The organism is Microbulbifer sp. MCCC 1A16149 (assembly GCF_050368945.1).
Taxonomy (GTDB): domain Bacteria; phylum Pseudomonadota; class Gammaproteobacteria; order Pseudomonadales; family Cellvibrionaceae; genus Microbulbifer.
The window spans coordinates 1053338-1080284 of record NZ_CP185959.1 but is presented as its reverse complement, the minus strand read 5'-3'; the positions used below and the strand labels follow the sequence as shown (position 1 = coordinate 1080284).

Annotated in this window: 17 protein-coding genes; 5 read left to right on the top strand and 12 right to left on the bottom strand. The window is 57.7% G+C overall.

Translation table 11 applies throughout. The annotated features are described in order from the left end of the window. Positions 1-19: 19 nt before the first annotated feature. The 3 genes from ACONT6_RS04405 to trmJ form a co-directional block, all read right to left on the bottom strand. On the bottom strand, positions 20-1234 hold the full coding sequence (locus tag ACONT6_RS04405) for an IscS subfamily cysteine desulfurase (RefSeq protein ID WP_428820588.1): 1215 nt from the start codon (positions 1232-1234) through the stop codon (positions 20-22). 108 nt (positions 1235-1342) lie between these two features. Next, complete coding sequence (gene iscR, locus ACONT6_RS04400) at positions 1343-1843, bottom strand: Fe-S cluster assembly transcriptional regulator IscR (RefSeq protein ID WP_428820587.1); 501 nt, start codon at positions 1841-1843, stop codon at positions 1343-1345. Between the two features lie 227 nt (positions 1844-2070). Beyond that, positions 2071-2883, bottom strand: coding sequence for a tRNA (cytosine(32)/uridine(32)-2'-O)-methyltransferase TrmJ (gene trmJ / locus ACONT6_RS04395; RefSeq protein ID WP_255463404.1), 813 nt, complete (start codon positions 2881-2883; stop codon positions 2071-2073). A 159-nt stretch (positions 2884-3042) separates the two neighbouring features. Here trmJ and ACONT6_RS04390 point away from each other — a divergent pair, with 159 nt between their 5' ends. After that, positions 3043-3846, top strand: coding sequence for an inositol monophosphatase family protein (locus ACONT6_RS04390; protein WP_428820586.1), 804 nt, complete (start codon positions 3043-3045; stop codon positions 3844-3846). 63 nt (positions 3847-3909) lie between these two features. Here ACONT6_RS04390 and ACONT6_RS04385 read toward each other — a convergent pair whose 3' ends face one another. Both ACONT6_RS04385 and ACONT6_RS04380 read right to left on the bottom strand, forming a co-directional pair. Continuing rightward, entirely contained in the window at positions 3910-7365 is a 3456-nt protein-coding gene (locus ACONT6_RS04385) for an EAL domain-containing protein (protein WP_428820585.1), read from the bottom strand. Positions 7366-7487: 122 nt separating this feature from the next. Further along, positions 7488-9446, bottom strand: a complete 1959-nt coding sequence (locus ACONT6_RS04380) for an ATP-binding protein (protein WP_428820584.1) — start codon at positions 9444-9446, stop codon at positions 7488-7490. 671 nt (positions 9447-10117) lie between these two features. Between ACONT6_RS04380 and ACONT6_RS04375 the strand changes: the two genes are divergently transcribed. From ACONT6_RS04375 to nagX, 4 genes are all read left to right on the top strand, one after another. Beyond that, on the top strand, positions 10118-11260 hold the full coding sequence (locus tag ACONT6_RS04375) for an acyl-CoA desaturase (protein WP_428820583.1): 1143 nt from the start codon (positions 10118-10120) through the stop codon (positions 11258-11260). Positions 11261-11457: 197 nt separating this feature from the next. Continuing rightward, positions 11458-11916 (top strand): hypothetical protein, encoded by a 459-nt coding sequence (locus ACONT6_RS04370; protein ID WP_078084199.1) that lies wholly within the window; start codon positions 11458-11460, stop codon positions 11914-11916. 272 nt (positions 11917-12188) lie between these two features. Continuing rightward, on the top strand, positions 12189-15302 hold the full coding sequence (locus tag ACONT6_RS04365) for a chitinase C-terminal domain-containing protein (protein WP_428820582.1): 3114 nt from the start codon (positions 12189-12191) through the stop codon (positions 15300-15302). Between the two features lie 271 nt (positions 15303-15573). Further along, on the top strand, positions 15574-16671 hold the full coding sequence (nagX, locus tag ACONT6_RS04360) for a transmembrane glucosamine N-acetyltransferase NagX (RefSeq protein WP_428820581.1): 1098 nt from the start codon (positions 15574-15576) through the stop codon (positions 16669-16671). A gap of 306 nt (positions 16672-16977) precedes the next feature. Here nagX and mutT read toward each other — a convergent pair whose 3' ends face one another. From mutT to ftsA, 7 genes are all read right to left on the bottom strand, one after another. Next, positions 16978-17394, bottom strand: coding sequence for an 8-oxo-dGTP diphosphatase MutT (mutT, locus tag ACONT6_RS04355; RefSeq protein WP_428820580.1), 417 nt, complete (start codon positions 17392-17394; stop codon positions 16978-16980). After that, entirely contained in the window at positions 17394-18593 is a 1200-nt protein-coding gene (argJ, locus tag ACONT6_RS04350) for a bifunctional glutamate N-acetyltransferase/amino-acid acetyltransferase ArgJ (RefSeq protein WP_428820579.1), read from the bottom strand. The genes mutT and argJ overlap by 1 nt, the downstream gene beginning before the upstream one ends. A 121-nt stretch (positions 18594-18714) precedes the next feature. Beyond that, positions 18715-21459 (bottom strand): preprotein translocase subunit SecA, encoded by a 2745-nt coding sequence (gene secA / locus ACONT6_RS04345; RefSeq protein ID WP_428820578.1) that lies wholly within the window; start codon positions 21457-21459, stop codon positions 18715-18717. Positions 21460-21652: 193 nt separating this feature from the next. Further along, positions 21653-22591 carry a M23 family metallopeptidase gene (locus ACONT6_RS04340; RefSeq protein ID WP_428820577.1) on the bottom strand — a complete coding sequence of 313 codons (939 nt, stop codon included), beginning with the start codon at positions 22589-22591 and terminating at the stop codon, positions 21653-21655. Positions 22592-22824: 233 nt separating this feature from the next. After that, positions 22825-23736, bottom strand: coding sequence for a UDP-3-O-acyl-N-acetylglucosamine deacetylase (lpxC, locus tag ACONT6_RS04335; protein ID WP_428820576.1), 912 nt, complete (start codon positions 23734-23736; stop codon positions 22825-22827). A 669-nt stretch (positions 23737-24405) separates the two neighbouring features. Continuing rightward, the gene (ftsZ, locus tag ACONT6_RS04330) at positions 24406-25614 is read right to left on the bottom strand and encodes a cell division protein FtsZ (protein WP_428820575.1); all 1209 of its coding nucleotides are present in this window, start codon (positions 25612-25614) and stop codon (positions 24406-24408) included. Between the two features lie 64 nt (positions 25615-25678). Further along, positions 25679-26917 carry a cell division protein FtsA gene (gene ftsA / locus ACONT6_RS04325; protein ID WP_181253876.1) on the bottom strand — a complete coding sequence of 413 codons (1239 nt, stop codon included), beginning with the start codon at positions 26915-26917 and terminating at the stop codon, positions 25679-25681. Positions 26918-26947: the final 30 nt, after the last annotated feature.

Sequence of the window (26947 nt, the reverse complement as noted above, 5' to 3'; positions counted from 1 at the left end):
CGATTTCTGCGCAGTCGCGTTAGTGTGCCGCCCACTCGATGGTGCTGAGATCAACTCCATCTTTGTACATGTCCCACAGGGGCGACAGTTCGCGAAGTTTTTCCACTGCCTGCCTTACTTCTTTGGCAGCCGTATCCACGTCCTGTTCCGTGGTGAAACGACCGAAACTGAAGCGCAGGGAACTGTGCGCCAGCTCGTCGTTCACACCCAGTGCGCGCAACACATAGCTGGGCTCAAGGCTGGCGGAGGTACACGCGGAACCGGATGAGATCGCCAGGTCTTTCAGAGACATGATCAGGCTCTCCCCTTCCACAAAGGCGAAGCTCACATTGAGGTTGCCGGGCACACGCTGCTCAACAGAACCGTTGATGTGCACCTCTTCCATATCGCTGATCTGACTCCAGAAGCGATCGCGCAGAGCCAGCAGACGTTTGGCCTCTGCAGCCATTTCTTCCTTGGCGATACGGAAAGCTTCCCCCATACCAACGATCTGGTGGGTGGGCAGGGTGCCGGAACGCATACCGCGCTCGTGACCGCCACCGTGCATCTGCGCTTCAATACGCACGCGCGGCTTGCGGCGCACGTACAAGGCACCGATACCTTTGGGGCCGTATACCTTGTGGGCGGAGAAGGACATCAGGTCCACTTTCATTTCCGCCAGGTCGATATCGATTTTGCCGGCGCTCTGGGCGGCATCCACGTGGAAAATGATCTTGCGCTCGCGGCACAGTTCACCGATAGCGGCGATATCGTTGACCACGCCGATTTCGTTGTTCACGTGCATCAGGCTAACGAGGATGGTGTCATCGCGCAGCGCTTCGGCCACCTGCTCCGGATAGACGATGCCGTCTTCCTTCGGGTTCAGGTAGGTTACCTCGAAGCCTTCACGCTCCAGCTGACGGCAGGTGTCGAGCACGGCTTTGTGCTCGATCTTGGAAGTGATGATGTGCTTGCCGCGGCCCTGGTAGAAATGCGCTGCGCCCTTGATGGCCAGGTTGTCTGACTCGGTCGCACCGCTGGTCCAGACAATCTCGCGGGGGTCGGCATTGACCAGTTCCGCCACCTGGCGACGGGCATCTTCCACCGCCTCTTCCGCTTTCCAGCCAAACAGGTGGGAGCGGGAGGCCGGGTTACCGAAGTTGCCCTCCATGGTCATCTGCTCCGCCATCTTACTGGCGACACGCGGGTCTACCGGGCAGGTTGCCGAATAATCCAGGTAAATGGGAAGCTTCATAATCTTTGGTCTCCACTCGCCGACTTCATATCGGCGCCATACTGCTTTCGCGGGTTGCGCTCAAATTTCCATTGGCCAGGCCGCTTGCCTGACCGGGCGGCCGGCACCTTACTGCAAGCCGCCGACAATCGCCACTTTCTGTTCTACCACCTGATCCAACGGATCCCTAACTGCACGCCCGTCCTGGCGACGGGCCACTTCCTGCACTTCGGCACGCGCGACCATATCGGCCAGGCTGATGCCATTCAGGAAACCGTGAATCTGATGGCTGAGATCTGTCCACAGGTAGTGCGTCAGGCACTGCTCACCGGCGGAGCAGTCGCTGTTACCACCACAACTGGTGGCATCTACGGATTCGTTAACTGCATCGATAATTTCCGCCACACAAATCTCGGCGGTCGTGCGGGCCAACCGGTAACCGCCGCCGGGACCGCGCACACTGGACACCAGTCCGGATTGGCGCAGGCGGGAAAAAAGCTGTTCTAGATAGGACAGAGAGATTTCCTGGCGCTTTGATATATCCGCCAGACTGATCGGACCGCGCTCGGCGTGCAATGCCAGATCCAGCATAGCTGTGACCGCATACCGCCCTTTGGTTGTCAAACGCATACTCTCTCCTGGCTCTTTCCTGGAAAGTCCCCCACCCGTCGCTCCGGTTTGCGGGCCCTTAAGCCCGAACCAGCACTGCTGAATCGGGGCGCGAGTATGGAATAACCAACTAGTTCAGTCAAGTATATAGCCGAGTGCAGCACTCGGGTATTTGGCGCCGGGTTAGACCCTTTAGTTATCGTCCGCTGAACACCGGCTATATAGCAATACCGGTATAGCAACACCGGTCAGTCGGGCCGGCCCTTACCGCCGGAACGATGGATATGGTTCTGGATCGCGGTCAGCATGCCGCGCAGGATACCCAGCTCCATGTCGTCCGGACGCACTCGACTGAACAGTCTTCGCAAACGGGTCATGGTCTGACGGGGATTGTCGGGATCGATAAATCCGAGCTCTCCCAGAGCCAGCTGGAGGTGATCGTAGTAGAGCTCCATATCCCCCGCTTTCGCCGGTGGGCGGTCCCAGTCCGAATAGCTCAGCGCCTCCCCTTTATCCGCCTCCAACGCGGCCATACGCGCCTCATACACCAGCACCTGTACCGCAGTTGCAAGATTCAATGAACTGTATTCCGGATTGGCGGGAATGTGTACGTGGAAGTTACACGCCTGCAGCTCTTCATTGGTGAGACCGCGGTCCTCGCGCCCGAACACCAGCGCCACCGGGTGCGACTTTGCCTCCACCACGGCGCGTTCGCCACATTCCCGCGGGGTCAGCAGTGGCCAGGGAATACGGCGCTCGCGGGCACTGGTCGCGACCACCAGGCCACAATCCGCCACCGCTTCCTCGAGGGTTTCCACAACCACCGCACTGTCGAGCAGCTCGGCGGCACCGGCGGCGCGCCACACCGCATTCGCGGCCGGGAACTCCCGCGGCTGCACCAGATACAACTGGCTCAGCCCCATGTTCTTGAGGGCGCGGGCAGCGCCACCGATGTTGCCCGGGTGGGCGCTGTTCACCAGCACCACGCGGATATTGTCCAGCGCGGCCAACGCGCTCGGGGACGCCGATTTGGATGCGGTTTCGGAAGGAGAAGTCGCCATATGATTTACCCGGTCGGAGTGACTACAAGGAGTGGCTACACTAGGGCCTGTTACAAAACGGGCGCGGAGTGTAGCAAAATTGCACAGGAATCCATACAATCGCGCCGCCGGCTCGCCCGGCACTGCTTTTTACCAACCACAACTGATCGCGGAATTCCTATGGAACCCATGCTGAATATTGCCCTGCGCGCGGCGCGCAAGGCTGGTGAACTGATCGAGCGCGCCTGGGAGCGCGGCGACCTGATGAAGTTTGAAGAAAAAGGCCGCAACGATTTCGTGACGGAAGTGGACAAGGCCAGCGAGCAGGAGATCATCTATCACCTGCGCAAGGCTTACCCCAAGCACAGCATTCTCGCCGAGGAAAGCGGCATCCAGGAAGGCGCCGAGCCCGAATACGAGTGGATCATTGACCCGCTGGACGGCACCACCAACTTCATCCACGGCATGCCCCACTTCGCGATCTCCATCGCCTGTCGCTACCGCGGCCAGATCGAGCACGCCGTGGTTCTCGACCCCATCAAACGCGAAGAATTTACCGCCAGCCGCGGCCGCGGTGCGGCGCTCAATGGACGCCGTATCCGCGTATCCAGCCGTCAGGGACTGAAAGGCGCTCTGATCGGCACCGGCATCCCGTTCAACGGTGAACCGCTGGAAAATATCGACGCCTACCTGGCGGTGATGAAGGAAGTTGCCGGCCAGACTGCGGGTATCCGCCGTCCGGGCGCCGCTGCACTGGATCTGGCATATGTAGCCGCGGGCCGCTTTGACGGCTTCTGGGAAATGTATCTGAATACCTGGGATATCGCCGCAGGTTCCCTGCTGGTCAAGGAAGCCGGCGGCCTGATCAGCGACTTCCGCGGTGGCAACGAATACCTGGAGTCCGGCAATTTGGTGTGCGCGACGCCCAAGACTTTCAAGCCGCTACTGCAAATCGTGGGCAAACACCTGGGCAAGATTCGCTAGTAACCCTGCCCTCCTGCCCCCTTCCTTTGGCGGGCAAACACTGAACCGGTGCCACGCGCCGGTTCAGGTTTCCAACTCCGTGCCAGCCACTTCCACGATTTCTTCCACGACCTCGTTGTCACTCACCCACGCCGACGGCTGCGACAAAACTGCCCCCGCATGTTCGCGCCCGGACACCGCGCCAGCCAGGACTTCGTCCAGCGGCAGAGGGTGGCCAATATGATAGCCCTGCACCAGATCGACACCGATATTCCGCAATCGCTCCGCGGTCGCGGCATCCTCAACAAATTCCGCGATGGTGCGGGCGTTGAGGCGGTGGGCCACCTGATTGATGGACTCCACAATCATCAGGTCGACAAAATTGGACTCCACCTGCCGCACGAAGCTGCCGTCGATCTTGATGTAATCGATCGAAAACGCTTTGAGATAGTTAAATGAGCTGAGACCGTTACCAAAATCATCCAGCGCGACCTTACAACCCATTTCCCGCAATGCGGCGACAAACTGGCTGGCGCTTTCCATTTCATTGATCATCGCGGTTTCGGTAATTTCGATCCCCAGACGGCGGGCCGGCAGCGCGGATTCCGACAGTAGCGAGATCAGTTTTTGCTGGAAAGCGCCGTCGCCGATAGCCTCGGCTGAGAGATTCATGGCAAAGCTCAGGCCACTTTGCATGGCTGCCTGCACTTTATTGTGCAGGAATTCGTTCATTACCCAGTGGTCTATCTGCAACATCAAGCCGTAGCGCTCGGCAGCGGGTATAAATGCTCCGGGCGCAATCAGTGTGCCGTCCGCATCCACCATCCGTACCAGCAGCTCGTAGTGACTGATAACCGATGGCGAAACCGCGCTGGCAATAGGCTGGGCGTACAACTGCAGGCGGTTTTCATCCAATGCCTCGCGGATACGCGAAGCCATATGGATTTCCCGATGCTGGTCGGCGGCAGCGCTGCTGTCCGCCTCGTAAACCACTACCACTCCGCGACCGGCATGCTTGGCGGAATAACAGGCCACGTCTGCCTGGCTCATCAGGTCTGCCACGTGATTGTTATCGCGGCGCACCTCGGTCACCCCCACACTGGCACCGACGTCGAACACCCGCCCCGCCCAGGGGAAGCGCAACGCGATGATTTTTCGCACCAGCTGCTCGCAGCGCACTCGCGCCTGCTCCTTGTTACAGTCACGCAACAGGATGCCAAATTCGTCCCCGCCAAGGCGCGCCACACTGTCGCTTTCCCGCAACTGTCCCTTGAGGAAGCGGGCCACATTGCGCAACAGCGCATCGCCGGCCTGATGCCCGGCACTGTCATTGATCACCTTGAAGCGATCCAGATCCATGTAGGCGAGGACATGAACGGTTTCGTTGTTGCGCACCGATGCCACCGCTTCCAGTAGATCGCGCTTGAAGGCCTCGCGATTGGGCAGATGGGTCAGGTCATCGTGGTGAGCCTTGTAACGCAGCTGGCGAATCAGCTGCCGGGTCTCCGTCACGTCCTGGAAGACCAGTACTGCACCGAGCAGTTGACCACTGCCGGTGCGCAGCGGAGATGCAGAGCACTTGATGTCATAACTGCGCCCGGTACGGTTATGCAAAACCGTCCCCTCCGAAGAGAACACGGGGGTCATGTTTTTCAGGCTCTCGCTAATCGGGCAGGTCACCGGCCCCCCTTCCCTGGCGTTGGAAATCTGGATTACCGTGCGAATGTTTTTCCCCTGCACTTCAGCCAGGCTCCAGCCGGTCAACTGTTCCGCCACAGGGTTCATAAAGGTAATGCGCTGCTGGCTATCGGTGGCGATAACCGCGTCGGCAATCGCATTGAGGGTGACCTGGAGATGCTCTTTCTCTTCCTCGAGAAAGCGCGCCATCTGCTTGTTCTCGGTGATATCCCGCAAGATACCGATCAATCGCAACGGCCTGCCGTCATCGCCGGATTCCATCACCCGCGCCAGCTCGTGGATCCAGCGGGTATCGCCAGCATCGGTGCGCACCCGGTACTGGCAATCAATATCCCGCTCTTCGCCATTAAAATGGGCCAGCTGTGCTCGCAGCAGAAGTTCGCGATCGTCAATATGCACCCGCGACAACCAATCCTGTCGACTGCCAAGCTCCGCAGAGTCGATACCCACGCCGCTGTGCAACCACTCTGAATAGAAGGTTTTGCCGCTCACCAGATCCCAGTCGTAAACCACCTGTCCGGTCACCGTCAGGGAAAATTTCCAACGCTCTTCAGCCTTGGCGAGCTGCACCTCGCTGCGCTTGCGCCAGTCGATGTCCTCCACCTGCACAACCGCGTACAGGGGTTCATTCTTGGCCCCTCTAGCCAGACTACAGGACCAGTGCCCCCAGACTTGTGCGCCGTTTTTACGCAGGAAGCGCCACTCCGCGTCCTGCACATACCCCAACTCAAAATCGAATAACAGGCGATCCCGCCCCAGGTCACGGGGCTCTGGGTAAGCATCACCGCCATCGATACAGATCACCTCGCGGATATTTAGCCCGCGCAACTCCACATCGGAATAACCGATAAAGCGGCAAAAACTGGGGTTTGTCTGGATGATCCGGTTATCCAGGGAAACCAGCAACATACCGATACGGGATGACTCCATGGCAGTCCGGAAGCTGCTCTCCACCTCGACGATCCGCTGGCTGCGCTTGCGCTCGACACTCGAGGCCACCGCCATCACATACGCGGGGACCACACCGGCATACAGCGGCATGAAATCCAGCGGGCTGTGGATCAAATTCAGTTCTGAGGGCAACCAGTGGCTGCCATTGATAAACACCAACAGCAGCGCGAGTACCGCGGTAAATACCAGCAACAGCGTCTGCGCCAGCTCAAGCCGCGATGCAGCCCAGATTAACGGCAGGGCAATAAATACAAATGGATAGGGGAATACCTGTAGCACCAGAAAAATACTAGCCAGGGACAGTGTCAATACCGACAACAAACGTATCAGCGGGCGGAACGAAAATATGCGTTTCGCACTTTCGATATTGACCAGATGCAGAAATGGCAGGAATACACTGATACCGATGGTGTCAGCCAGATACCAGAACAGGAATACATCGCCAAAAGGCAGACCGCGAAACAGTGCTGCGACACTCGCCCCTACGCCTGCCCCCACCAGGGTCGAAAGAAAAGCACCAAAAAAGAGGAATCTCAACCAGCGCCAGGTGCTGCCAAAAAAATCCCCATCGGCACAAAAAAAGCGCAATAGCCCCGCAGCAACAAGAGCCTCTGCTGTACCGGCCGCCGAATACATCAGCGCGACATGCACTGGCAAGCCGCTAGACCAGGATGCAGCAGCCGCGCCGACATAAGCTCCTGCAAGTAGCAGCGGCCAGGTTTTGAACGAATATCGGTACAGCACCGCGATGGTCAGCGCATCCGCCAGCCAGATCGCAGCGATGCCTCCATTGACGGAAAGAAACTTCTTACAGATAAATGCCAGGAAAAACGTGCCAATTACCAGCAATAGCGCAGCGGGCACAGGACTGGCCTGCGCGCGGCTTTGCATACTTGCGATCTCGGGCGTTTTACTGCCGCTGGGGAAATGAGAGAACATCAACCATAACGTCCTTTTGGTTGCACTTATTCTTTGCCGCCGTCGATGGTGGCTATTGTTGTATCTCTTTCAATTTATTCCGATGCAGTACGATTGCGCGCTGCGATCCCACCGGCCACCGATTTAAGGCTCAGGCAATCGCGCAATCCCTCTGCAAGCGAGGCCAGATCGTAGGTTGTGGGCAGGCACACGTGGGCAAATTCACAACGCCGATCCACAATCGCCATTAGCGGAATATGTGCCGTCACCTCATCTCCGCACAGGATCGCAGAAAAGTCCCGCCGCGAAACACCGGGCAACTCCGCATCAAAAACGATGATATCCGGCGCACCGGTTCGCGCAGTGAAAATGCCTTTCATGGCGTCGTCGACGATCTGCACCTCGACCTGTTGCACCGCTGCCAATACCGCTTTCAGGCGGCTCGCAGAAGCGGTCCTGCCCGTCACGTACAAAAGTTTACAAGGCGGCAATGAGCGCGTGTAATCAGGGCGCGCAGCCATTTGCAGCACCTCTTCCGGGGCATTGTGCATCATGAATTCCACCCAGAATACCGAGCCCTGCCCCTCTTCACTATCAAAACCGATCCTGCCGCCCATGGCCTCGGTCAGCTGCTTGGCGATCGCGAGTCCCACACCGGTTCCCTCGATCTTTCCCTGCTCGGCACCGAGGCGATTGAACGGCTCAAACACTCTGGATTGCATATCACTGGCAATGCCGCTGCCGGTATCCAGCACGCTCAGGCGCAGCCAACCTTCTGCCTGCGGTGCAAAAGTGATTACAACCCGTCCATTTTCGCGGTTGTACTTGATCGCATTGCCCATCAGATTGAGTACCACCTGCTTGAAGCGGGTGGGATCTGCCAGCACATGGGCGTGCTCCCAGCCAAGGGGCTCAAAGGTAAGGCTCACCTTGCGGGTTTCCGCGAGTGGCTCGAGCAACTGGCGGCAGTCCGCAACCAGCGTGGCCGGCTGTACCCGCTCGATGGACGGTGCCAGGCGCTGGCTGTCGATACGCGCCAGATCCAGCACATCGCCCGCCAGGTGTAACAGGTGCTGCCCGGCCTTGCGGATCTCTGCCAGGCGTCGGCGCTGATCCGGGTTGAGGCTCTGATCCAGCTCCACCATCTGGCTGTAACCGAGAATGGCATTGAGCGGGGTTCGCAATTCGTGACTCAGGCTGGAAATCAAGTCTGCGCGATCGACACTCTCCCGTTTCAAGCGCCGCAATTCCTGTTCCAGCTTCAACTGTTTTTTCTTGCTCGCGGTAATATCCTGCAGCGTGCCGAGTACCCGCACCGGTTCGCCGCCACTACTGCGCTGTACATTGCCCCGGCAACGCACCCATACAATACCGCCCTCGCGGTGCTTCAGGCGAAACTCCACATCCAGGGGCAGTTGCTCGCGGACATTGTCTTCCAGGGCTTGCTTCACATCGGGGTAATCGTCGGCGACCATATGGGTCTTCCAGCGCGCAAGCGCGGCCCGCGCACCCGTATCACTCTGCCCACGGGAATACCCGAGCATGCGCCAGCAAGTGCTGTCGAGAACGACCTCGTCGGCACGTAAATCCCACTCCCACAGTCCATCACCGACCATATCCAGTGCATGGTGGAAGCGCTCGCCGGAAAAATAGGAAAAAGACTTGGAAGAAAAGGATTCGCTGTAGTCGGTACATCCGCCCAGGAAAAACCGCTCTCCCCCGGGCGCGGTGAGCGCGCGCGCCCACAGACGCAACCACAGGGGTTGCCCGTCCCGGGCATAGGCTCGGATGGAGGTATCCACAAAAGTGCCCTGCTCGCACAGGCGAGAGCGCAGGGCAATCAATCCATCGCGATCGTCGGAGTGCACCAGCGAGAGATCACCGCTCCAAACGCCACACAGAGCGGATTCCGGATCCCGATGCAGTCGCTGCCACAGATTGCCGGTTGCACGCTGGACACCGGTAGACGGGTGCCATTCCCAGACACCGCGATTGGTACTCAATAGAAGACTGTGCAGATACTGCACCTGGGTCAGTGCCTGCGTCGGCTGCATGCCCTCGAGCTCGCCTGGAGTAGCGAGATTTAGGCCGCCTTCTTTTATTTGGGGGGGATGAGAGTTCGACACCATCTTGCCGTCAGGACCGCAGGCCAGTACTGGCCATTGACCTCTAGTTTTCCAGAGTAATCTACAGCTAGTGAATCACTTATCGACGGATAAAAAAAGGCCCCGCAATGCGGGGCCCAAAATAGCGATGATGAGAGAAAACGGGAATTCACGCATTATTACGATTTGCCATAACCCGTGATGGATTCCCGGAGCGCAGGCCAATTGGCCTACACAATAGGTTTAGCAATCACTGTGCCAACTTTTTAAAAACACCGAAAAATACACTTTCACAGTCTTTTTTGAACAAAATTCGATCGGCAGTGTCCCACCTTAACGAGAGAAGTTGTGCTATACCCCAGTGCATTACGGAAAAATGACAGCGCTTGACCCAACAATGAACGCAAAAAACCTCACCTGCACCATTTCGGTGCGATACACCATTCAATCGGCGATAAACTGACTATTCGTCCTCAAAATGCTTATCGCGGTCCTCTCCGGCACGTGTTCAGAGGGCTTAACTGCGGTAGCATCTGTTTTCTGGCCCGAGCTCCACTTGTCCCGCGGCCGCACTGCCCATACGGGCGGACTTATCTGAAGATTCTGACAAGGTTGTATATATGAACGCTGCTCCCGAAGCCCCCCGCATCTGGCTGACGACGATATTGTTCGCCAGTACGGCGCTGGCGGCACTGATCCTGGTTCCGCTGTACGGCGTACTTGTGGGCTACCACTGGTACCAATGGCTGGCATTTGCGGTACTGGGCGCTTTCTGTGGCTTCTCCATCACTGCCGGTTACCACCGCCTGTGGTCACACCGTACTTACGAGGCCCACTGGTCCCTGCGCCTGTTTTTTGCGCTGTTTGGCGCAGCCTCGCTGCAGAATAGTGCACTGATCTGGTGTTCCGGCCACCGCCGTCACCACCGCCACTGTGACGATAACGATCACGACCCCTATTCCGCCAAGCGCGGCTTCTGGTTTTCGCACATCGGCTGGATGCTGCGAGAATACCCCAGTGGCGAGGTGGACTTCGACAACGCCAAGGACCTGCAGCGGGACAAGATCGTCATGTGGCAGCACAACCACTATGTGCCGATCACCGTGGCAATGAACGTGGGCGTGCCCCTGGTGCTGGGCCTGCTTACCGGCGATGTCATCGGCATGCTGCTGCTGGCCGGTGTACTGCGTATCGTGGTCAACCACCACACCACCTTTTTCATCAATTCCCTCGCCCATATCTGGGGCCGCCGCCCTTATACCGATGAGAACACCGCGCGGGACAATGACCTGCTGGCGTTTTTCACCTTTGGCGAGGGCTACCACAACTACCACCATATTTTTCAGACCGATTACCGCAACGGTATCCGCTGGTATCAGTGGGATCCCACCAAGTGGCTGATCAAAACCGCTAGCTGGCTGGGGCTGGCTCGCAACCTGAAAACCGTTCCGGCAATGCGTATCCAGCGCGCCATGCTGACCATGCAATTCAAGCGTGCGGAACAGCAGCTTGAGCACTCGAAACACAAAGAGAGCTGGAAGCAATTGCTCGAGCGCGAAGCCCAGGACTTCTCTGCCTCGCTTTCCGAGTGGAAAGAACTCCAGCAGAAGCGCTATGTGAATGCCCGCGAGCAGCTGGTGAGCAAATGGGAAAACGCCACCATCCGCACCCGGGTAAAGGAACTGGAATACAGCCTCAAGATGCAGCGCAAGCGCCTGCAGATCATGATGGAGCAATTCCACCTGGCGCCGGCTACGGCCTGACCAGAGTTCTATTCAAGGCGGCCCCGAGAGGCCGCCTTTTTTATGTCCGGCGATTGGCGACAGCCACTAGATATAGCAGGAGAGGACTTGAACGCCCGCGGATATGCACTATAACCATAAGAGAAACATGCCCTTTCCCCCACCAACGGCCCCACAGAGAAAACTATAATTACACTAACCACCGAGAAGGCGCAGAGATGAAGACGTTCAAACAGGCCCACGAAGTTCTCAAAAACGCCCAGAAATTCCACCTGGATATGGCCGGCGTGTATCAGCAACTGCTGGATGGCGCCCAGGACAATCGCACTCAACTGCTACTGAAGCACCTGCATGAGCACGAGCTGCGTATGGCCAACAATCTCAAGAACTACGGTGCCGTCGCCCAGCAGAAAGTCATGCAGACCTGGTTGCAATACACCCCGGAAGAAAGTGCCGGTGACCTGGTCAAAAACCAGTACCTGAGCGACAAACCCAGTATTGAAGAGATTAACCAGCTGGGGCAGGAGGTGGATCGCTACTTTTCAGACTTGTATCACTCGGTCCACGACTCGATCGAGTCTGCGGAGGTAAAGGAGGTATTCGAGAACCTCAAGCAAATCCAGGACAAGGAGCGCATCACCCTTTCCATGGCCACCAACTCGCTGTGGGACATGTAACCCACGCACCTCTCGTTTCTCCCCCGCCAACTGCCCGAAAACTGCACTGTGCCGCAATGCGGCACCGGTGGTTGCGTATGCCGTTGAATGTGACAAAGCCCGCGTATCACCGTGAAGTTGGCGCAGAAACCACCGATTTCTAAAAATTTCAGAGGCTCCGGTGTTGCTTCCCCCCATCCCCATTGCTATTTTTGACAGCGATGTCATTTCGTGGCGCCGAGGTACTAGCGTCGAATTCCTATAAAAATAATCTGCCGCAAGGTGAACATTTTATGATCAGCAACAAGCTCCGCTTTGGTCTTGTGACCGCAGCAATGCTATCCGCAGGCCACGGCTACGCCGCCGTAGACTGCACCTCCCTGCCCACATGGGAGATGGGCCCCTCCTACTCCACCGGTGCCCAGGTCCAGTACAACAACAATGCCTACGAGGCAAAGTGGTGGACCCAAAACCAGAATCCCGAACAATATTCCGGCCAGTACCAGGAGTGGAAACTGCTGGGCGCCTGCGATGACGGCGAAGTACTCCCGCTGCCGCCCGAGGGCTCAATTACTGCCCCCACAGCAGGTACCACTGCAACCGAAAATGACAGCGTTGTCTTAAGTGTTTCCGCCTCGGATCCTGACGGCCAGGTGAGCTCGGTGGAGTTTTTCGTCGATGGAGCCCTTGTTGGTACCGACAATGCAGCGCCGTGGGAAGTGACCTGGACCGCCATTGCCGGCCAGCCCACCATCACTGCACGCGTTGTGGACAACGACAACCTCTCCACCACCACCGCACCGGTATCCATTACCGTGGAGGAAGATGTCATCGTTGGTCCGGTGCCCCCCAGCGTGACATTGACTGCCCCTACGAACGGTTCCAGTCACACTACCGGCGACAGCCTGAACATTGCCGCAAACGCTTCCGACAGTGATGGCAGCATCGCCAAGGTGGAATTTTTTGTCGATGGCAGCCTGATCGCCACCGATACCAGTGCGCCCTACAGCACCCAATGGACCGCAGTTCTGGGCAGCCACACCATTTCAGCAGTAGCCACCGACAACGATGACCTGAGCGACAGCGCCGAAGCCACCATCGCTGTGGAAGATGAGCAGATAGTTACTGGCGATTACCCCTGTCGCCCGGATGGCCTCTACACTACCCCGGGCACCGCCCCCAACTACTGCGACATCTACGATGCGGAAGGCCGCGAGGATATGGGCGCAGACCATCCGCGCCGCATCATCGGCTACTTCACCAGCTGGCGAAATGGCGCCAACGGGCAGCCCAGCTACCTGGTGAAAGACATTCCCTGGGGCAAGATCACCCATATCAACTATGCCTTCGCCCACGTGGCTAGCGATTACTCCGTATCTGTCGGCAATACCGACAACCCGGACAACCCCGCCACCGGTATGGAATGGCCCGGTATTGCCGGCGCAGAAACCGATCCGGACTACCCGTACAAGGGCCACTTCAACCAGCTGTCCAAGTTCAAGGAACAGCACCCGGAAGTGAAGACCCTGGTCTCCGTGGGTGGTTGGGCCGAGACCGGCGGTCACTTCAATGAGAACGGCGACCGGGTGAACGACGGTGGTTTCTACACCATGACCACCAATGCCGATGGCAGCATCAATCACCAGGGCATCGAGGCCTTCGCCAACTCCTCCGTCGAGTTCATTCGCCAGTATGGCTTCGACGGTGTGGATATCGATTACGAATACCCCACCTCCATGAACGACGCCGGCAACCCTATGGATTTCGGTATCGCCAACCCGCTGCGCGGCTCGCTGATGGATTCCTACGTGGAACTGATGCGGGTACTGCGGGAAAAACTGGATGAAGCGGGCGAGCAGGACGGCACGCACTACATGCTGACCATTGCCTCCCCCTCCTCCGGCTATCTGCTGCGCGGCATGGAAACCATGCAGATCACCCAGTACCTGGACTACGTCAACATCATGACTTACGACCTGCACGGGGCGTGGAATGAATACGTTGGCCACAACTCTGCGCTGTTCGACAACGGCAACGACCCGGAACTGGCGGCGGCGAGTGTGTACAGCACTTCCCAGTACGGTGGCATTGGCTACCTCAATATCGACTGGGCGGTGAAGTACTTCCGCGGCTCCATGCCCGCGGGCCGTATCAACGTCGGCATTCCCTACTACACCCGCGGCTGGCAGGGTGTTAGCGGTGGTACCAACGGCCTCGGTGGCTCGGCATCGCTGCCGTCACAGTCCGAGTGTCCCGAAGGCACCGGTGCTGCCGCTGACTGCGGTAACGGCGCCATCGGTATCGACAACATGTGGCACGACAAGGACAGCAACGGCAACGAAATGGGTGCCGGGTCCAACCCCATGTGGCATGCCATGAACCTGGAGAACGGCATTCTCGGCAGCTATGTGACCGACTACGGTCTGGACCCGGTCAACGATCCGGATGACGCGCTGACCGGTACTTATGTACGCAACTACGACAGCGTCTCCGAAGCCCCGTGGCTGTGGAACGCGGACAAGAGCGTATTCATCTCCACCGAAGACGCCGAGTCCATGGACGCCAAGGTGCAGTACGTGATCGACCAGGGTGTAGGCGGCATCATGTTCTGGGAGCTCGCCGGCGACTATGACTGGGATGCAGCCAAGGGCGAATACTACATGGGCGACACCCTTACTACAGTGGCCTATGACAAGTTTGCCAACGCGTCCAAATATCGCCACCTGCGCACCGATCGTGCAGTACCGCAAGAAGCGCTGGATATCGGTATCGAAGTCACCGAGTTCAAACTCGGCGACCAGAACTACCCGCTGAATCCGAAGCTGTATATCACCAACAACACCGGTGGCACCCTGCCCGGCGGCACCGTGTTTGAGTTCGATATGCCAACTTCCACTTCCAATATCATCACTGACCAGAGCGGTGCCGGTCTCGAAGTGATTGAAGACGGTGCCAATACCGGTGGCGGCAATGTGGGCGGTCTGGAGAATGAATTCCACCGCGTGCGTTTCAGCCTGCCCGCCTGGCAGGACCTGGCAGACGGTGAAAGCTGGGATATGACCCTGAACTACTATCTGCCGGTATCAGGTCCTCAGGCCTACACCGCAACGGTCAACGGCACCACCTATGCACTGGCATTCGAGTATCCCGATCTGCCGGTAGCCGAGCTGAGCACTGGTGGCGGCAGCTCCTCTGGTGGCAGCTCCTCCGGCGGTGGCGGCGAAACCTGTGCCGACGCAGGTGTCAGCACCACTGGCCTGGTGACTTATCCGGAATGGCCGCGCAGCAACCACGCTGCAAACGGCGATCGGATTATCCACAACGGCAGCGTGTTCGAAGCCAAGTGGTGGACCCAGTCCGTACCCGGCACCGCTGACGGCAGCTGGACTTTCGTCTGCTCGATTTAAGCTTTTCAGGAAAGGAACTCAACGGCCGGCAACGCAGTGCCGGCCAATCTCACAGGATGGAAGGTGGTTACAAGATAAGTGGTAAATACAGTTCTCTCTCTGCGTTGTGACTAATAGGAAACTCCTGTACAGGAAATGCTCCTATATTCGCCTCGGCTTCGGCCGGGGCTTTTTTCGTTTCTGGACACCGTGATTTCATCGCGGCAGATGCCCTATCATGGTGCTCACAGAAAGATTGATTTCTTTTTTTAATTGATTAGCAGTAACAATCATGGCCAACAAAAAACAAAGACTTGCTTCGGTAGACGCCCTGCGCGGCTTCGATATGTTCTGGATCATCGGTGGCGAGGCATTGTTCCTTCCATTATTTGCGCTTACCGGTTGGTCCATTTTTCAATTCGGGCACGGGCAGATGCAGCATACCCCGTGGCACGGGTTCAGCTTCTACGACCTGATTTTCCCGCTGTTTATTTTCCTCTCCGGGGTAACCCTGGGATTGGCCAACAAGTCTCTGCGTGGATTACCGTTGAGCCAGCGGGCTCCGGTTTATCGAAAATCGTTGAAGCGGCTGTTCCTGCTGGTTCTGCTGGGAGTCGTTTACAACCACGGCTGGGGCACGGGTATTCCCGCAGATATCGGTGAAATCCGCTACGCCAGTGTGCTGGCGCGTATCGGCTTCGCCTGGTTCTTCGCGGCGATGATCGTGTGGCACTTTGGCTTGCGCACCCAGTACGCCATTGCCGCCGCCATTCTGATTGGCTACTGCCTGCTGCAGATCACTGTCGGCACCTTGACCCCGGACGGATCGGTCAATGCGTGGGTGGACCAGCACTTCCTGCCCGGTATCACTTACCAGAACCGCGCCTACGATCCGGAGGGGGTACTCTCCACTATTCCCGCTGTCGTCAATGCGCTGTTTGGTGTTTTTGCCGGGCGCTGGTTGGCGCGATATGCGGGGGACCACGGGGCCATCCTGAAAGGTCTGTTCAGTGGTGCGGTGGTCTGCCTGCTGGCAGGTTTTTTATGGCACTGGGTTTACCCGGTGAACAAGGAGCTGTGGACCAGCTCCTTTGTTTTGATCACCTCTGGCTGCTGTCTGTTACTGCTGGGGGTTTTCTATCTGGTGGTCGATATGTGGCACTGGAAAACCTTCACTTATTTTTTCGCGGTGATCGGCTGCAATGCCATTCTGGTGTATATCGGTACCAGCCTGGTGAACTGGCAATACAGCAGTAAAAGTCTGTTTGGGGGGATTGCTTCTACCCTACCTGACGCGGCGGGCACATTATTGATCGCGTGCGGAGTGATTTTGCTGCAGTGGCTGGTGCTGAGATTTCTGTACAAGCGCGGGATTTTTATCAGTCCTTGATCACGCTTTGTGGCACCAGTTAGAAGGTGCGGTGGCGGCAGAGCACCGGGTATCCATTTTCGAAACCGCTGTAAATACGTCCCTGTACGCTGCGTCGGCGACATCCCTGTCGCCGACGCTTTCGAAAATGGATACCCGGCACTCTACCTTCAGATGAAATAGTGAGCGTTGCTCTAGCAATTGGGAATAACTTACGCAGTGATGTGATTTGAAGTGAAAGGGAAGCACTGGGCGCTGCGGTCCTGAAAACCCGCACCCAGTGCTTCCCTGCCAGCAAACTAGCTAAAGAACTTGGCAGGGCTGGAATTAACTTAAGCGAGCTTGTAACGCCGTTAAGATCGGCTGATTGGCATCGGGGAAGTGATACTCCGGGAGCTCCGCGACCGAGACCCAGGCCAATTCCTGTCCCTCAACTCCACGCTCTATACCCTCAAATTCGGTAATGCACCAGGTATCCAGAAATACCTGCTTGTCTCCGTAATCGTGACGGACTTCGATTAACGGCTCCATCGCCTTCACATCGATATCGATATCGAGCTCTTCCTTCAGCTCCCGGGCCATGGCCTGCTGAATGGATTCATCCTCTTCGACCTTGCCGCCGGGAAACTCCCAGCGCCCGCCCATATGCAAATGCTCAGGGCGCTTGGCCAGGAGAATACGACCATCAGCGCCGAGGATTACACCTACTGCCACATGAATCTGCTTGATCCCGGAGCCTCCCATCAGGTGCGGTACTCCGCATTGATGGTCACGTACTCGTGGGAGAAGTCACAAGTCCAGATATGCTCGCAGGCATCGCCCCGCTGTAAATCCACGGTAATGGTGAATTCTGACTTGTCGAATACTGCCTGCCCCGCTTCCTCCGTATAAGTATCCGCGCGACCACCCGCATCCACGATCTGTACATCGTCGAGATAGATGGAAATCTTGCCGGTATCCAGATTCTCCAGCCCCGCGTTACCGATGGCCATTACCAACCGGCCCCAATTGGGGTCAGAAGCGTAAAGTGCGGTTTTGACCAGTGGTGATTCGCCAATCTCAAATGCGGTACGCAGAGCCTCGGCGGAATTGCCCGCATTGTTGACCTGCACGGTGACAAACTTGGTCGCACCCTCACCATCTTTCACGATGGCCTGAGCAAGCTCGATATGCACCTCGACGATTGCCGCTTTCAACTTGGCATAGGCCTCGCTGTTCGCGTCTCCAATCACCTCACCGGTAGCGCCGCTGGCGATCAGCACGCAGGCATCGTTGGTGGAAGTATCCCCATCCACACTGATGCGATTGAAGGACGCTGCCACAGCCTCTTTCACCAGGGTATCCAGCATCGGCTGGGGGATTGCCGCATCGGTCGCCACATACGCCAGCATGGTGGCCATATTCGGCTGGATCATACCGGCGCCCTTGGCGATGCCGGCAACGGTGAGTGTTTCGCCGGCAATCTCGACGGTTCTGCTCGCAGTTTTCGGGCGAGTATCCGTGGTCATGATCGCCTGCGCCGCAGTCTGCCAGGCGTCGAACTGCAACTGGGCAGCAGCAGTGGGGATTGCATCGAGAATTTTCTGCACCGGCAGGTGCTCACCGATCACGCCAGTACTGAACGGCAGAACCTGCGACGGCTGGATACCCAGGGCCTCTGCCACGCCTTCACAACAGCGATTGGCATCCGTCAAACCGCGCTCTCCGGTGGCCGCGTTGGCGTTACCCGCGTTGATTAACAGCGCGCGTATATTGCCACCGGCAATGTGCTTGCGCGCCACCAGCACCGGAGCGGCACAGAATGCATTCTGGGTGAAGGTCGCGGAGACGCTGGCGCCTTCGGCTACCTCGATTAAAAGCAGATCGTCGCGTTGCCAGTTTTTTATCTTCGCCGGCACTGCAGAAAGACGGACACCGGGAATTTGCGGCAGGGACTGCGCCATGTTCTTCACCTTGCTGGGATCATTCGAATAATTGAAACGAACAGAATTATATAAACGGCAGGCGGAAAACAAAAAGGCCCGCAATCTATGCGGGCCTTTTTGTTCTGTCAGCCGGAACTGATCAGGACGGCGTGGAAGAAGTCAGCTTGCCGTGACACTGCTTGTACTTCTTGCCGGACCCACAGGGGCAGGGATCGTTACGCCCCACTCGCGGACCGCGTCGTGCGGGCTCCTGAGCGGCCTCTGCCTGGGCCTCAGCCTCCGGAATCGCGGATGCCTGCGCATGCTGGAGTTCCAGCTGCTGGCGACGCTGGGCTTCCAGTCGGCGCTGCTCCATCTCTTCCATCTGCTCGCGGGTCATCGGTTCCACATGGGCCAATACGCGGATAACTTCGTGCTTGAGATTATCCAGCAGGCTCTGGAACAAGTGGAAGGATTCGCGTTTGAATTCCTGCTTGGGGTTTTTGTTGGCGTAGGCTCGCAAGCCAATACCCGCGCGCAGGTGGTCCATGCTGGAGAGGTGCTCCTTCCACAGCTGGTCAAGTACCTGCAGCATCACCTGGCGCTCAATGGTAGGCATCAGGTTCTCGTCGCCGGTGCTCTCGGCAATACGCGCCAGTTTGTTCTGGTACGCCTGCTGTGATTCTTCGACGATCTTCGCGCGCAGGCTCTCCTCGTGCAGGGTGCGGTCTTCGTCCAGCCACTGCTGAACCGGCAATTGCAGGCCCAGCTCCGCCGCCAGCTGCTGTTCCAGTGTGGGAATATCCCACTGCTCTTCAACGCTCTGCGGCGGAACATGGGTGGAAATCAGCTCGTTCACCACGTCATCGCGGATGGCGGTGATGGTGTCGCTGATGGAATCCGCTTCGAGTAGCTCGTTGCGCTGGGAGTAGATCACCTGACGCTGGTCGTTGGCCACGTCATCGTATTCCAGCAACTGTTTGCGGATATCGAAGTTACGACCTTCTACACGGCGCTGAGCCTTCTCGATGGCATTGGACACCATGCGGTGCTCGATGGCCTCACCGCGCTCCATGCCCAGCATCTGCATGAAGTTCTTCACCCGGTCAGAGGCAAAGATACGCATCAGGTTGTCTTCCAGGGACAGGTAGAAGCGGGTCACACCCGGGTCACCCTGACGACCGGCGCGACCGCGCAGCTGGTTGTCGATTCGGCGGGATTCATGGCGCTCGGTGCCGATGATGTGCAGGCCACCAGCCTCGATCACCGTTTCATGGCGTTTCTTCCACTCGGCTTTGATCGCGTCGATTTCATCTTTGCTTGCTTCACGCCCCTCGCGCTCCTGCAGCTCTTCGACTTCTGCTTCCCAGTTGCCGCCGAGCACGATATCCGTACCGCGGCCCGCCATATTGGTGGCGATGGTGACAGTACCCGGGCGGCCGGCCTGGGCGATGATCTGCGCTTCTTTTTCGTGGAACTTGGCGTTCAGTACCTGGTGCTCGATCTTGGCTTTCTGCAGCATGCGGGACATCTCTTCAGAGGTCTCGATGGAAGCAGTACCCACCAGGATCGGCGCCTTCTTGTCGCGGCAGTATTTGATGTCTTCAATGATCGCTTCGAGCTTTTCGTCCTTGGTGAGGTACACCAGGTCGTTCAGATCGTCGCGCTGCTTGGGCTTATTGGTGGGGATTACCACCACATCCAGACCGTAGATCTGACGGAATTCGAACGCTTCGGTATCTGCGGTACCGGTCATACCGGACAGCTTGGGATAGAAGCGGAACAGGTTCTGGAAGGTCGTGGAAGCGAGGGTCTGGCTTTCGCTCTGGATCTGAACGTTTTCCTTCGCTTCCAGCGCCTGGTGCAGGCCCTCGGAGAGACGGCGACCGGGCATGGTGCGGCCGGTGTGCTCATCGATCAGCACCACCTGACCGTTCTGCACGATGTAATCCACATCTTTATGGAACAGCACGTGCGCGCGCAGCGCGGCATTCACATGGTGCAGAAGCCCCAGGTTACCCGGCGCATACAGGGATTCGTCTTCCTTCAGCAGGCCACCGCGGGTCAGCAAGTCCTCGATCAGCTGGTGACCGTCTTCGGTCATCTCTACCTGACGGGATTTCTCGTCCACGGTGTAGTGGCCTTCGCCGCCCTCTTCCCCACGCTCGAGCTGGGGAACCAGCTTGTTCATGGCCATATACAGCTGGGAGGAGTCTTCCGCGGCACCGGAAATGATCAGCGGAGTACGCGCCTCGTCGATCAGGATGGAGTCGACCTCGTCCACAATGGCGAAGTTCTGCGCGCGCTGGGTACGATCTTCCTTGCGCAATACCATGTTGTCGCGCAGGTAGTCGAAGCCGAATTCGTTGTTGGTACCGTAGGTGATGTCCGCCTGATAGGCAGCCTTTTTGTCTTCCGGGTGCTGCTGGGATACCACGATACCCACGGTCAGACCGAGGAACTCGTAGACCGGACGCATCCAGTTAGCATCACGGCTGGCGAGGTAATCGTTCACGGTAACGATATGGACACCCTTGCCCTCCAGCGCATTCAGATAGGCAGGCAGGGTTGCCACCAGGGTTTTACCCTCACCGGTGCGCATTTCCGCAATATGCCCTTCGTGCAGGGTCATACCGCCGATCATCTGCACATCGAAGTGGCGCATGCCCAGTGCGCGGTCACTGGCTTCCCGTACCGCGGCAAAGGCCTCTGGCAGAATCTGGTCGAGGGTCTCGCCCTGGGCCAGGCGCTGTTTGAATTCTTCTGTCTTGGCTTTCAGCGCGGCGTCATCCAACGCCTTGTACTCATCTTCCAGCGCATTGATCTTGGCGACCACCTTGCGCATACGCTTGAGTTCCCGGTCATTTTTTGAACCGAAGACTGTTTTTATCAGTTTGCCAATCATTATTCAGAAACCACATTAATGCTGAGTGTGCCCCGCTCTCCCTGATTCAGGGGGCGGCGCGAAAGGGTGCAAGTAAACAGGAAGGCGCCAACGCCCGCAACCATTCAACGCCAACCACCGGGCCCTGATGAAGCACAGGGCGCCAGGCGGTGCAGCGTTTCGAGCGCTGCCGCGCAATGATAGAGGATAGTTGTTATCTGCCGGTTCGGCGGATATAGGTGGCAGGGTCTACAGGACGGTTATTTTTGTAGACTTCAAAATGGACATGGGGGCCGGTAGAGCGACCGCTGGAACCCATCAGGGCAATGACCTGCCCCTTCTTCACAATATCGCCCAGCTTGACCTTGAGCTCGCTATTGTGACCGTAGCGTGTTTTGTAGCCGTTACCGTGGTTGATTTCAACCAGCTGGCCGTAACCGTAGCGGTCTTCCGCCCAGGTCACCACACCCGCGGCAACAGACACCACGTCAGAACCATTCTTACCGGCGAAATCCACACCCTTGTGCCAGGAGCGACGACCGCTGAACGGATCGGTGCGGTAACCATAGCGGGATGACATCCAGCCACGGGTAATCGGACGCCCGGCAATGAACTGTTCATCCTGCAACTGACGGCGCGCCATCAGGGAGTCCAGGGTGGAGAGCTGCATCTGCCGGTCTTCGATCTGATCCGACAGGTCGCCAATCACCTCGAGGAATTCCGGGGGCTGGTAAGGAAGTTCGCTGGCGCCACTGATGCCCGGATCTTCCGGGCCGCCGACTGCGGGTACGCTACCGAACTGGAACTCACCTTCGTCCAGCTTGGCAATGGTGGTGAGACGCTCACCGAGGGCATCCAGGCGGGTCAGACGCGCCTGCATCTCCGCAAGCTTGACCGTGAGCGCGGTAAGCTGCTCGCGCGCCTGCTGATCGGCGTCGTCGATCTGTTCCTGCTGCTTGCGCAGCGCCTTGCTCCATGCCTTGACCGCACGGGCATCGAAAACGTCGGATTCGGCGGTGGGCAGATTAGCACCCAGCCACAGGGCACCAACCGGCAGGCCCAACAGACAAAGGCTAAGCAGCGCTTTGCTGAGCCCTCCGAAGTTGAAGCTGCGGGAGATACCTCCACGCTCATTGACGAGAATAATTTTCATATCAGGCGTGCAAGAATTGCGACATTATTTGTTTTATTTGGTTTAGTCACCGGGCCGGCTTTTGAAGGCATCGGACCGATGCGGGACTGTCGCTTCCTGCTGTCCCAAGGCCATCCCCATGGCCAGTGGTTGCCAGCCCCTTAAAGCGACTGGCTACCGGAACCTACTACGCACCCTATACAGGCACGTAAAAAAGCCGGCAATTTCTGTGCCGGCTTTTGCGTCTGCGCCTCTTACACCGCCAGAATCGGCTTGACGTAAGAGATAGGCGCTTCTTGTTCGTCCTCGAAGGTCACCATTTCCCAGGCATCTTCCTGCGCCATCAGGGTGCGCAAGGATTTGTTGTTCAGTGCGTGGCCGGATTTAAAGGCCTTGAACTCACCGATCACACTGGTGCCCAGCAGGTACAGATCGCCGATGGCGTCGAGAATCTTGTGTTTAACGAATTCATCTTCGTAGCGGAGACCGCCTTCGTTGAGAATCCGGTACTGGTCGATAACAATCGCGTTATCCACGCTGCCACCCTGCACCAGGCCTTTAGAACGCAGATATTCGATTTCGTGCATGAAACCGAAGGTGCGCGCGCGGCTCACTTCCTTGACGAAGGAGGTGCTGGAGAAGTCCACCGAGGAGGTAAGGTTACGCCCCTGGAAAACCGGGTGATCGAAATCAATGGTGAAAGACACCTTGAAGCCATTGAAAGGCAGGAAGCTGGCAACCTTGTCGCCCTCTTCTACCGTAACCGGCTTCTTGATACGCAGGAACTTCTTCGCAGCGGACTGCTCCTGAATCCCCGCGGACTGGATCAGGAATACGAATGGGCCGGCACTGCCGTCCATGATCGGAACTTCCTGGGCGGAAAGCTCGACGATCGCATTGTCGATACCCAGACCAGCCATGGCAGACAGCAGGTGCTCAACGGTGGCAATACGCACATCGCCCTTCACCAGGGTGGTGGAAAGCAGGGTGTCGCCCACGTTCTCAGCACGCGCTTCAATCTCAACCACCGGATCCAGATCGACCCGACGGAATACGATACCACTGTTTACCGGCGCCGGTTTCAGGGTCAGAACGACCTTTTTACCGGTATGCAGGCCAACACCAGTGGCTCGAATGGCATTTTTGAGAGTGCGCTGTTTGATCATCTATGTCTTGGTTCCCATTCGGTGAGCTGCGCACGAACCGCAGCGAGCCGGCGATAGTAACAGAAAATAAACGCCAAAACTACAAATAACGACCCGGTCATTCTTGTAGTCCAGGGCAGAGCGCTTCAGCTCTGATCCCTTTAAGCATAGCCCAGTGCGAGGACTGTTACGCCAAACTAGCGCACAGGAATGCCTTTAATTGTACGACCTGACCTACCAGCCAGTGGTTAAAAAATGTTAACCATGAAGCCAAAACCCATTAGTCAGGGCATTGGTCACGATTTCTGGCGCTGTTCTGATGCCACACCGGGCTGGAACTACTCGCGCGGGAACCTGAAAAAGACTTTCGACTGATGATTCCCTATTTATGCGTGACCGTCTTTAACTGCAATGCCGTGTAATGACTTGCATTGACTTGAAACAATCAGATCAGTACCCCGGATTGTGCAGCGACGGGCTGAACACATCCTGAATGGGGCACTTCTCCTAGTGGCAGCGTCCCTGCGTCCACAACTTCATCCTGGCCCGGCGATATCGCGAGACAGCCCCCTTTACAGGGGGCGTGTCCGGATACCGCACACCGGAGCGGGCGGAGACCCGGCCTGAACGGCCGGGTGTAGACATGAGCAGATGTTTCCGCCCCACGACTCCGGTGGGTGCGGGACGGAATCAGTCTGCCTGGCGACGCAGGAATGCGGGAATATCGAGGTATTCCATATCCTGATCGGCCGGGTTCAATGGCGGCATGGAGCGAGCCGGACGCTCCTTCTCCACACGGCTTCCGCGGACTTCCTGGGTGTCGCGGGAGGCATCTGCCGGCGCAGCCGGACGCGCCGCTTCACGGCTCTCCGGACGGCGGGCAGTGTTGTCCACCACCTTGGTGGGACGGGCAACCTGGGCAGTGGCCTCGCCGAGACCCGCCGCAACCACGGTTACGCGCATTTCATCGCCCAGCTTGTCGTCAACCGCGGTGCCAATCACCACGGTGGCATCATCGGAGGCGATCTCCTGAACGATCTGACCCACTTCTGAGTATTCACCCAGAGTCAGTTCCTGGCAGCCACCCTCTTCGCTACCGGTGATGATGTTCACCAGAATACCGCGGGCTCCCTGCAGGTTGACGTTGTCCAGCAGCGGGCTGCGAACGGCTTTCTCAGCCGCTTCGCGCGCTCGGTTCTCACCGATGGCCGCACCGGAACCCATCATCGCCATGCCCATCTCGGACATCACGGTGCGCACATCGGCGAAATCCACGTTCATGATGCCCGGGCGGATCATCAGATCGGCAATTCCCTGCACCGCACCCAGCAACACGTTGTCCGCCTCTTTATAGGCAGCCTTCATGGTGATCTTATTGCCGAGCACTTCCAGCAGACGATCGTTGGGGATGGTAATCAGGGAGTCGACCTTGTCGCGCAACTCGAGAATACCGTCTTCGGCAACCGTGGCGCGTTTGCGACCCTCGATCATGAACGGACGAGTCACTACGGCAACGGTGAGGATACCCAGGTCCTTGGCGATTTCCGCCACGATCGGTGCACCGCCAGTGCCCGTACCGCCCCCCATACCCGCGGTAATGAAAACCATATCCGCACCGGTCAGAACTTCCGCGATGCGCTCGCGATCTTCCAGCGCGGACTGGCGACCCACATCGGGGTTTGCGCCCGCACCGAGACCGCGGGTAATGGTGTTACCCAGCTGCAGGATGGTCTGTGCCTCGACATCCTTCAGCGCCTGCGCGTCGGTGTTTGCGCAGATGAAATCCACACCATTCACTTCGCTGGCGATCATATGCTTGACGGCGTTACCGCCACCGCCACCAACACCGATCACTTTAATGACAGGCTTGTCCTGTACGCTATCTACGAGTTCGAACATTGCTGTTCCCCTTTTTTGCTCATGTCCAAATTTTAATTATCGATCCCGGTAATTATTTTCTGAATCAGAGGTTGCCTCTGAACCAGTGTTTGACCTTGTCCCACCACTGGTTTTCGCTGCGCTGAACCGTGGAGCTCTTACTACCCTTGTTGTCTTCCACCTTGATCGCATACATCAACAGACCAACACCGGTGGAATAAATCGGATTGCTGACGATATCCGTCAGACCGGCAATTCCCTGCGGTACCGCGAGGCGCACGGGCATGTGGAAAATTTCCTCGGCCAACTCTACAGCGCCTTCCATTTTTGAAGAACCGCCGGTGAGGACAATTCCCGCTGCACACAGGTCTTCGAATCCACTGCGGCGCAACTCCGCCTGTACCAGGGTGAACAATTCGTCGTAACGAGGTTCAACCACTTCTGCCAACGCCTGACGGGAGAGATCCCGCGGCGCCCGGTCGCCCACGCTGGGCACCTTGATGGTTTCCCCTTCCCGCGCCAACTTGGCCAGGGCGCAGGCGTATTTGATTTTCAGTTCTTCCGCATGCGGCGTGGGTGTGCGCAATGCCATCGCGATATCGTTAGTCACCTGGTCGCCGGCAATCGGAATTACTCCGGTGTGACGAATGGAACCGCCGGTAAACACCGCAATATCAGTGGTGCCGCCACCAATATCCACCATGCACACGCCCAGCTCTTTCTCGTCATCGGTCAGCACCGCATAGCTCGATGCCAACTGCTCGAGAATGATGTCTTCCACTTCCAGGCCACAGCGACGGATACACTTTTCGATATTCTGTGCCGCATTCACCGCACCGCTCACCAGGTGTACCTTGGCTTCCAGGCGTACACCGGACATGCCCAGAGGCTCCTTGACCCCTTCCTGGCTGTCGATCAGGTATTCCTGCGGCAGGGTATGCAGAATTTTCTGGTCTGCCGGGATCGCTACCGCGCGCGCGGCATCAATCACCCGATCCAGATCCTGCTGGGTAACCTCGCGGTCCTTGATCGCCACGATGCCGTGGGAATTCAAGCTGCGAATATGACTGCCGGCAATCCCCGCATAGACAGAGTGAATCTCACAGCCGGCCATCAGTTCCGCTTCTTCAACCGCGCGCTGAATCGACTGCACCGTGGACTCGATATTCACCACCACGCCCCGCTTCATACCGGTAGAGCGATGAGAACCAATTCCGACGATATTCAGTTCGCCGTCTCCGGTCACCTCACCGACAATCGCCACGACCTTGGATGTACCGATATCCAGACCGACGATCATGCGTGGTTCAGTTGTTTGTGTCATTGGATTTTCAACCTCGCTGGACGAGTGCGC

Bases quoted from the DNA above. Each gene is read 5' to 3' on its own strand.
- ACONT6_RS04405 (WP_428820588.1), bottom strand. From the start codon at position 1,234: ATGAAGCTTCCCATTTACCTGGATTATTCGGCAACCTGCCCGGTAGAC.
- iscR (WP_428820587.1), bottom strand. From the start codon at position 1,843: ATGCGTTTGACAACCAAAGGGCGGTATGCGGTCACAGCTATGCTGGAT.
- trmJ (WP_255463404.1), bottom strand. From the start codon at position 2,883: ATGGCGACTTCTCCTTCCGAAACCGCATCCAAATCGGCGTCCCCGAGC.
- ACONT6_RS04390 (WP_428820586.1), top strand. From the start codon at position 3,043: ATGGAACCCATGCTGAATATTGCCCTGCGCGCGGCGCGCAAGGCTGGT.
- ACONT6_RS04385 (WP_428820585.1), bottom strand. From the start codon at position 7,365: ATGCAAAGCCGCGCGCAGGCCAGTCCTGTGCCCGCTGCGCTATTGCTG.
- ACONT6_RS04380 (WP_428820584.1), bottom strand. From the start codon at position 9,446: ATGCAGCCGACGCAGGCACTGACCCAGGTGCAGTATCTGCACAGTCTT.
- ACONT6_RS04375 (WP_428820583.1), top strand. From the start codon at position 10,118: ATGAACGCTGCTCCCGAAGCCCCCCGCATCTGGCTGACGACGATATTG.
- ACONT6_RS04370 (WP_078084199.1), top strand. From the start codon at position 11,458: ATGAAGACGTTCAAACAGGCCCACGAAGTTCTCAAAAACGCCCAGAAA.
- ACONT6_RS04365 (WP_428820582.1), top strand. From the start codon at position 12,189: ATGATCAGCAACAAGCTCCGCTTTGGTCTTGTGACCGCAGCAATGCTA.
- nagX (WP_428820581.1), top strand. From the start codon at position 15,574: ATGGCCAACAAAAAACAAAGACTTGCTTCGGTAGACGCCCTGCGCGGC.
- mutT (WP_428820580.1), bottom strand. From the start codon at position 17,394: ATGGGAGGCTCCGGGATCAAGCAGATTCATGTGGCAGTAGGTGTAATC.
- argJ (WP_428820579.1), bottom strand. From the start codon at position 18,593: ATGGCGCAGTCCCTGCCGCAAATTCCCGGTGTCCGTCTTTCTGCAGTG.
- secA (WP_428820578.1), bottom strand. From the start codon at position 21,459: ATGATTGGCAAACTGATAAAAACAGTCTTCGGTTCAAAAAATGACCGG.
- ACONT6_RS04340 (WP_428820577.1), bottom strand. From the start codon at position 22,591: ATGAAAATTATTCTCGTCAATGAGCGTGGAGGTATCTCCCGCAGCTTC.
- lpxC (WP_428820576.1), bottom strand. From the start codon at position 23,736: ATGATCAAACAGCGCACTCTCAAAAATGCCATTCGAGCCACTGGTGTT.
- ftsZ (WP_428820575.1), bottom strand. From the start codon at position 25,614: ATGTTCGAACTCGTAGATAGCGTACAGGACAAGCCTGTCATTAAAGTG.
- ftsA (WP_181253876.1), bottom strand. From the start codon at position 26,917: ATGACACAAACAACTGAACCACGCATGATCGTCGGTCTGGATATCGGT.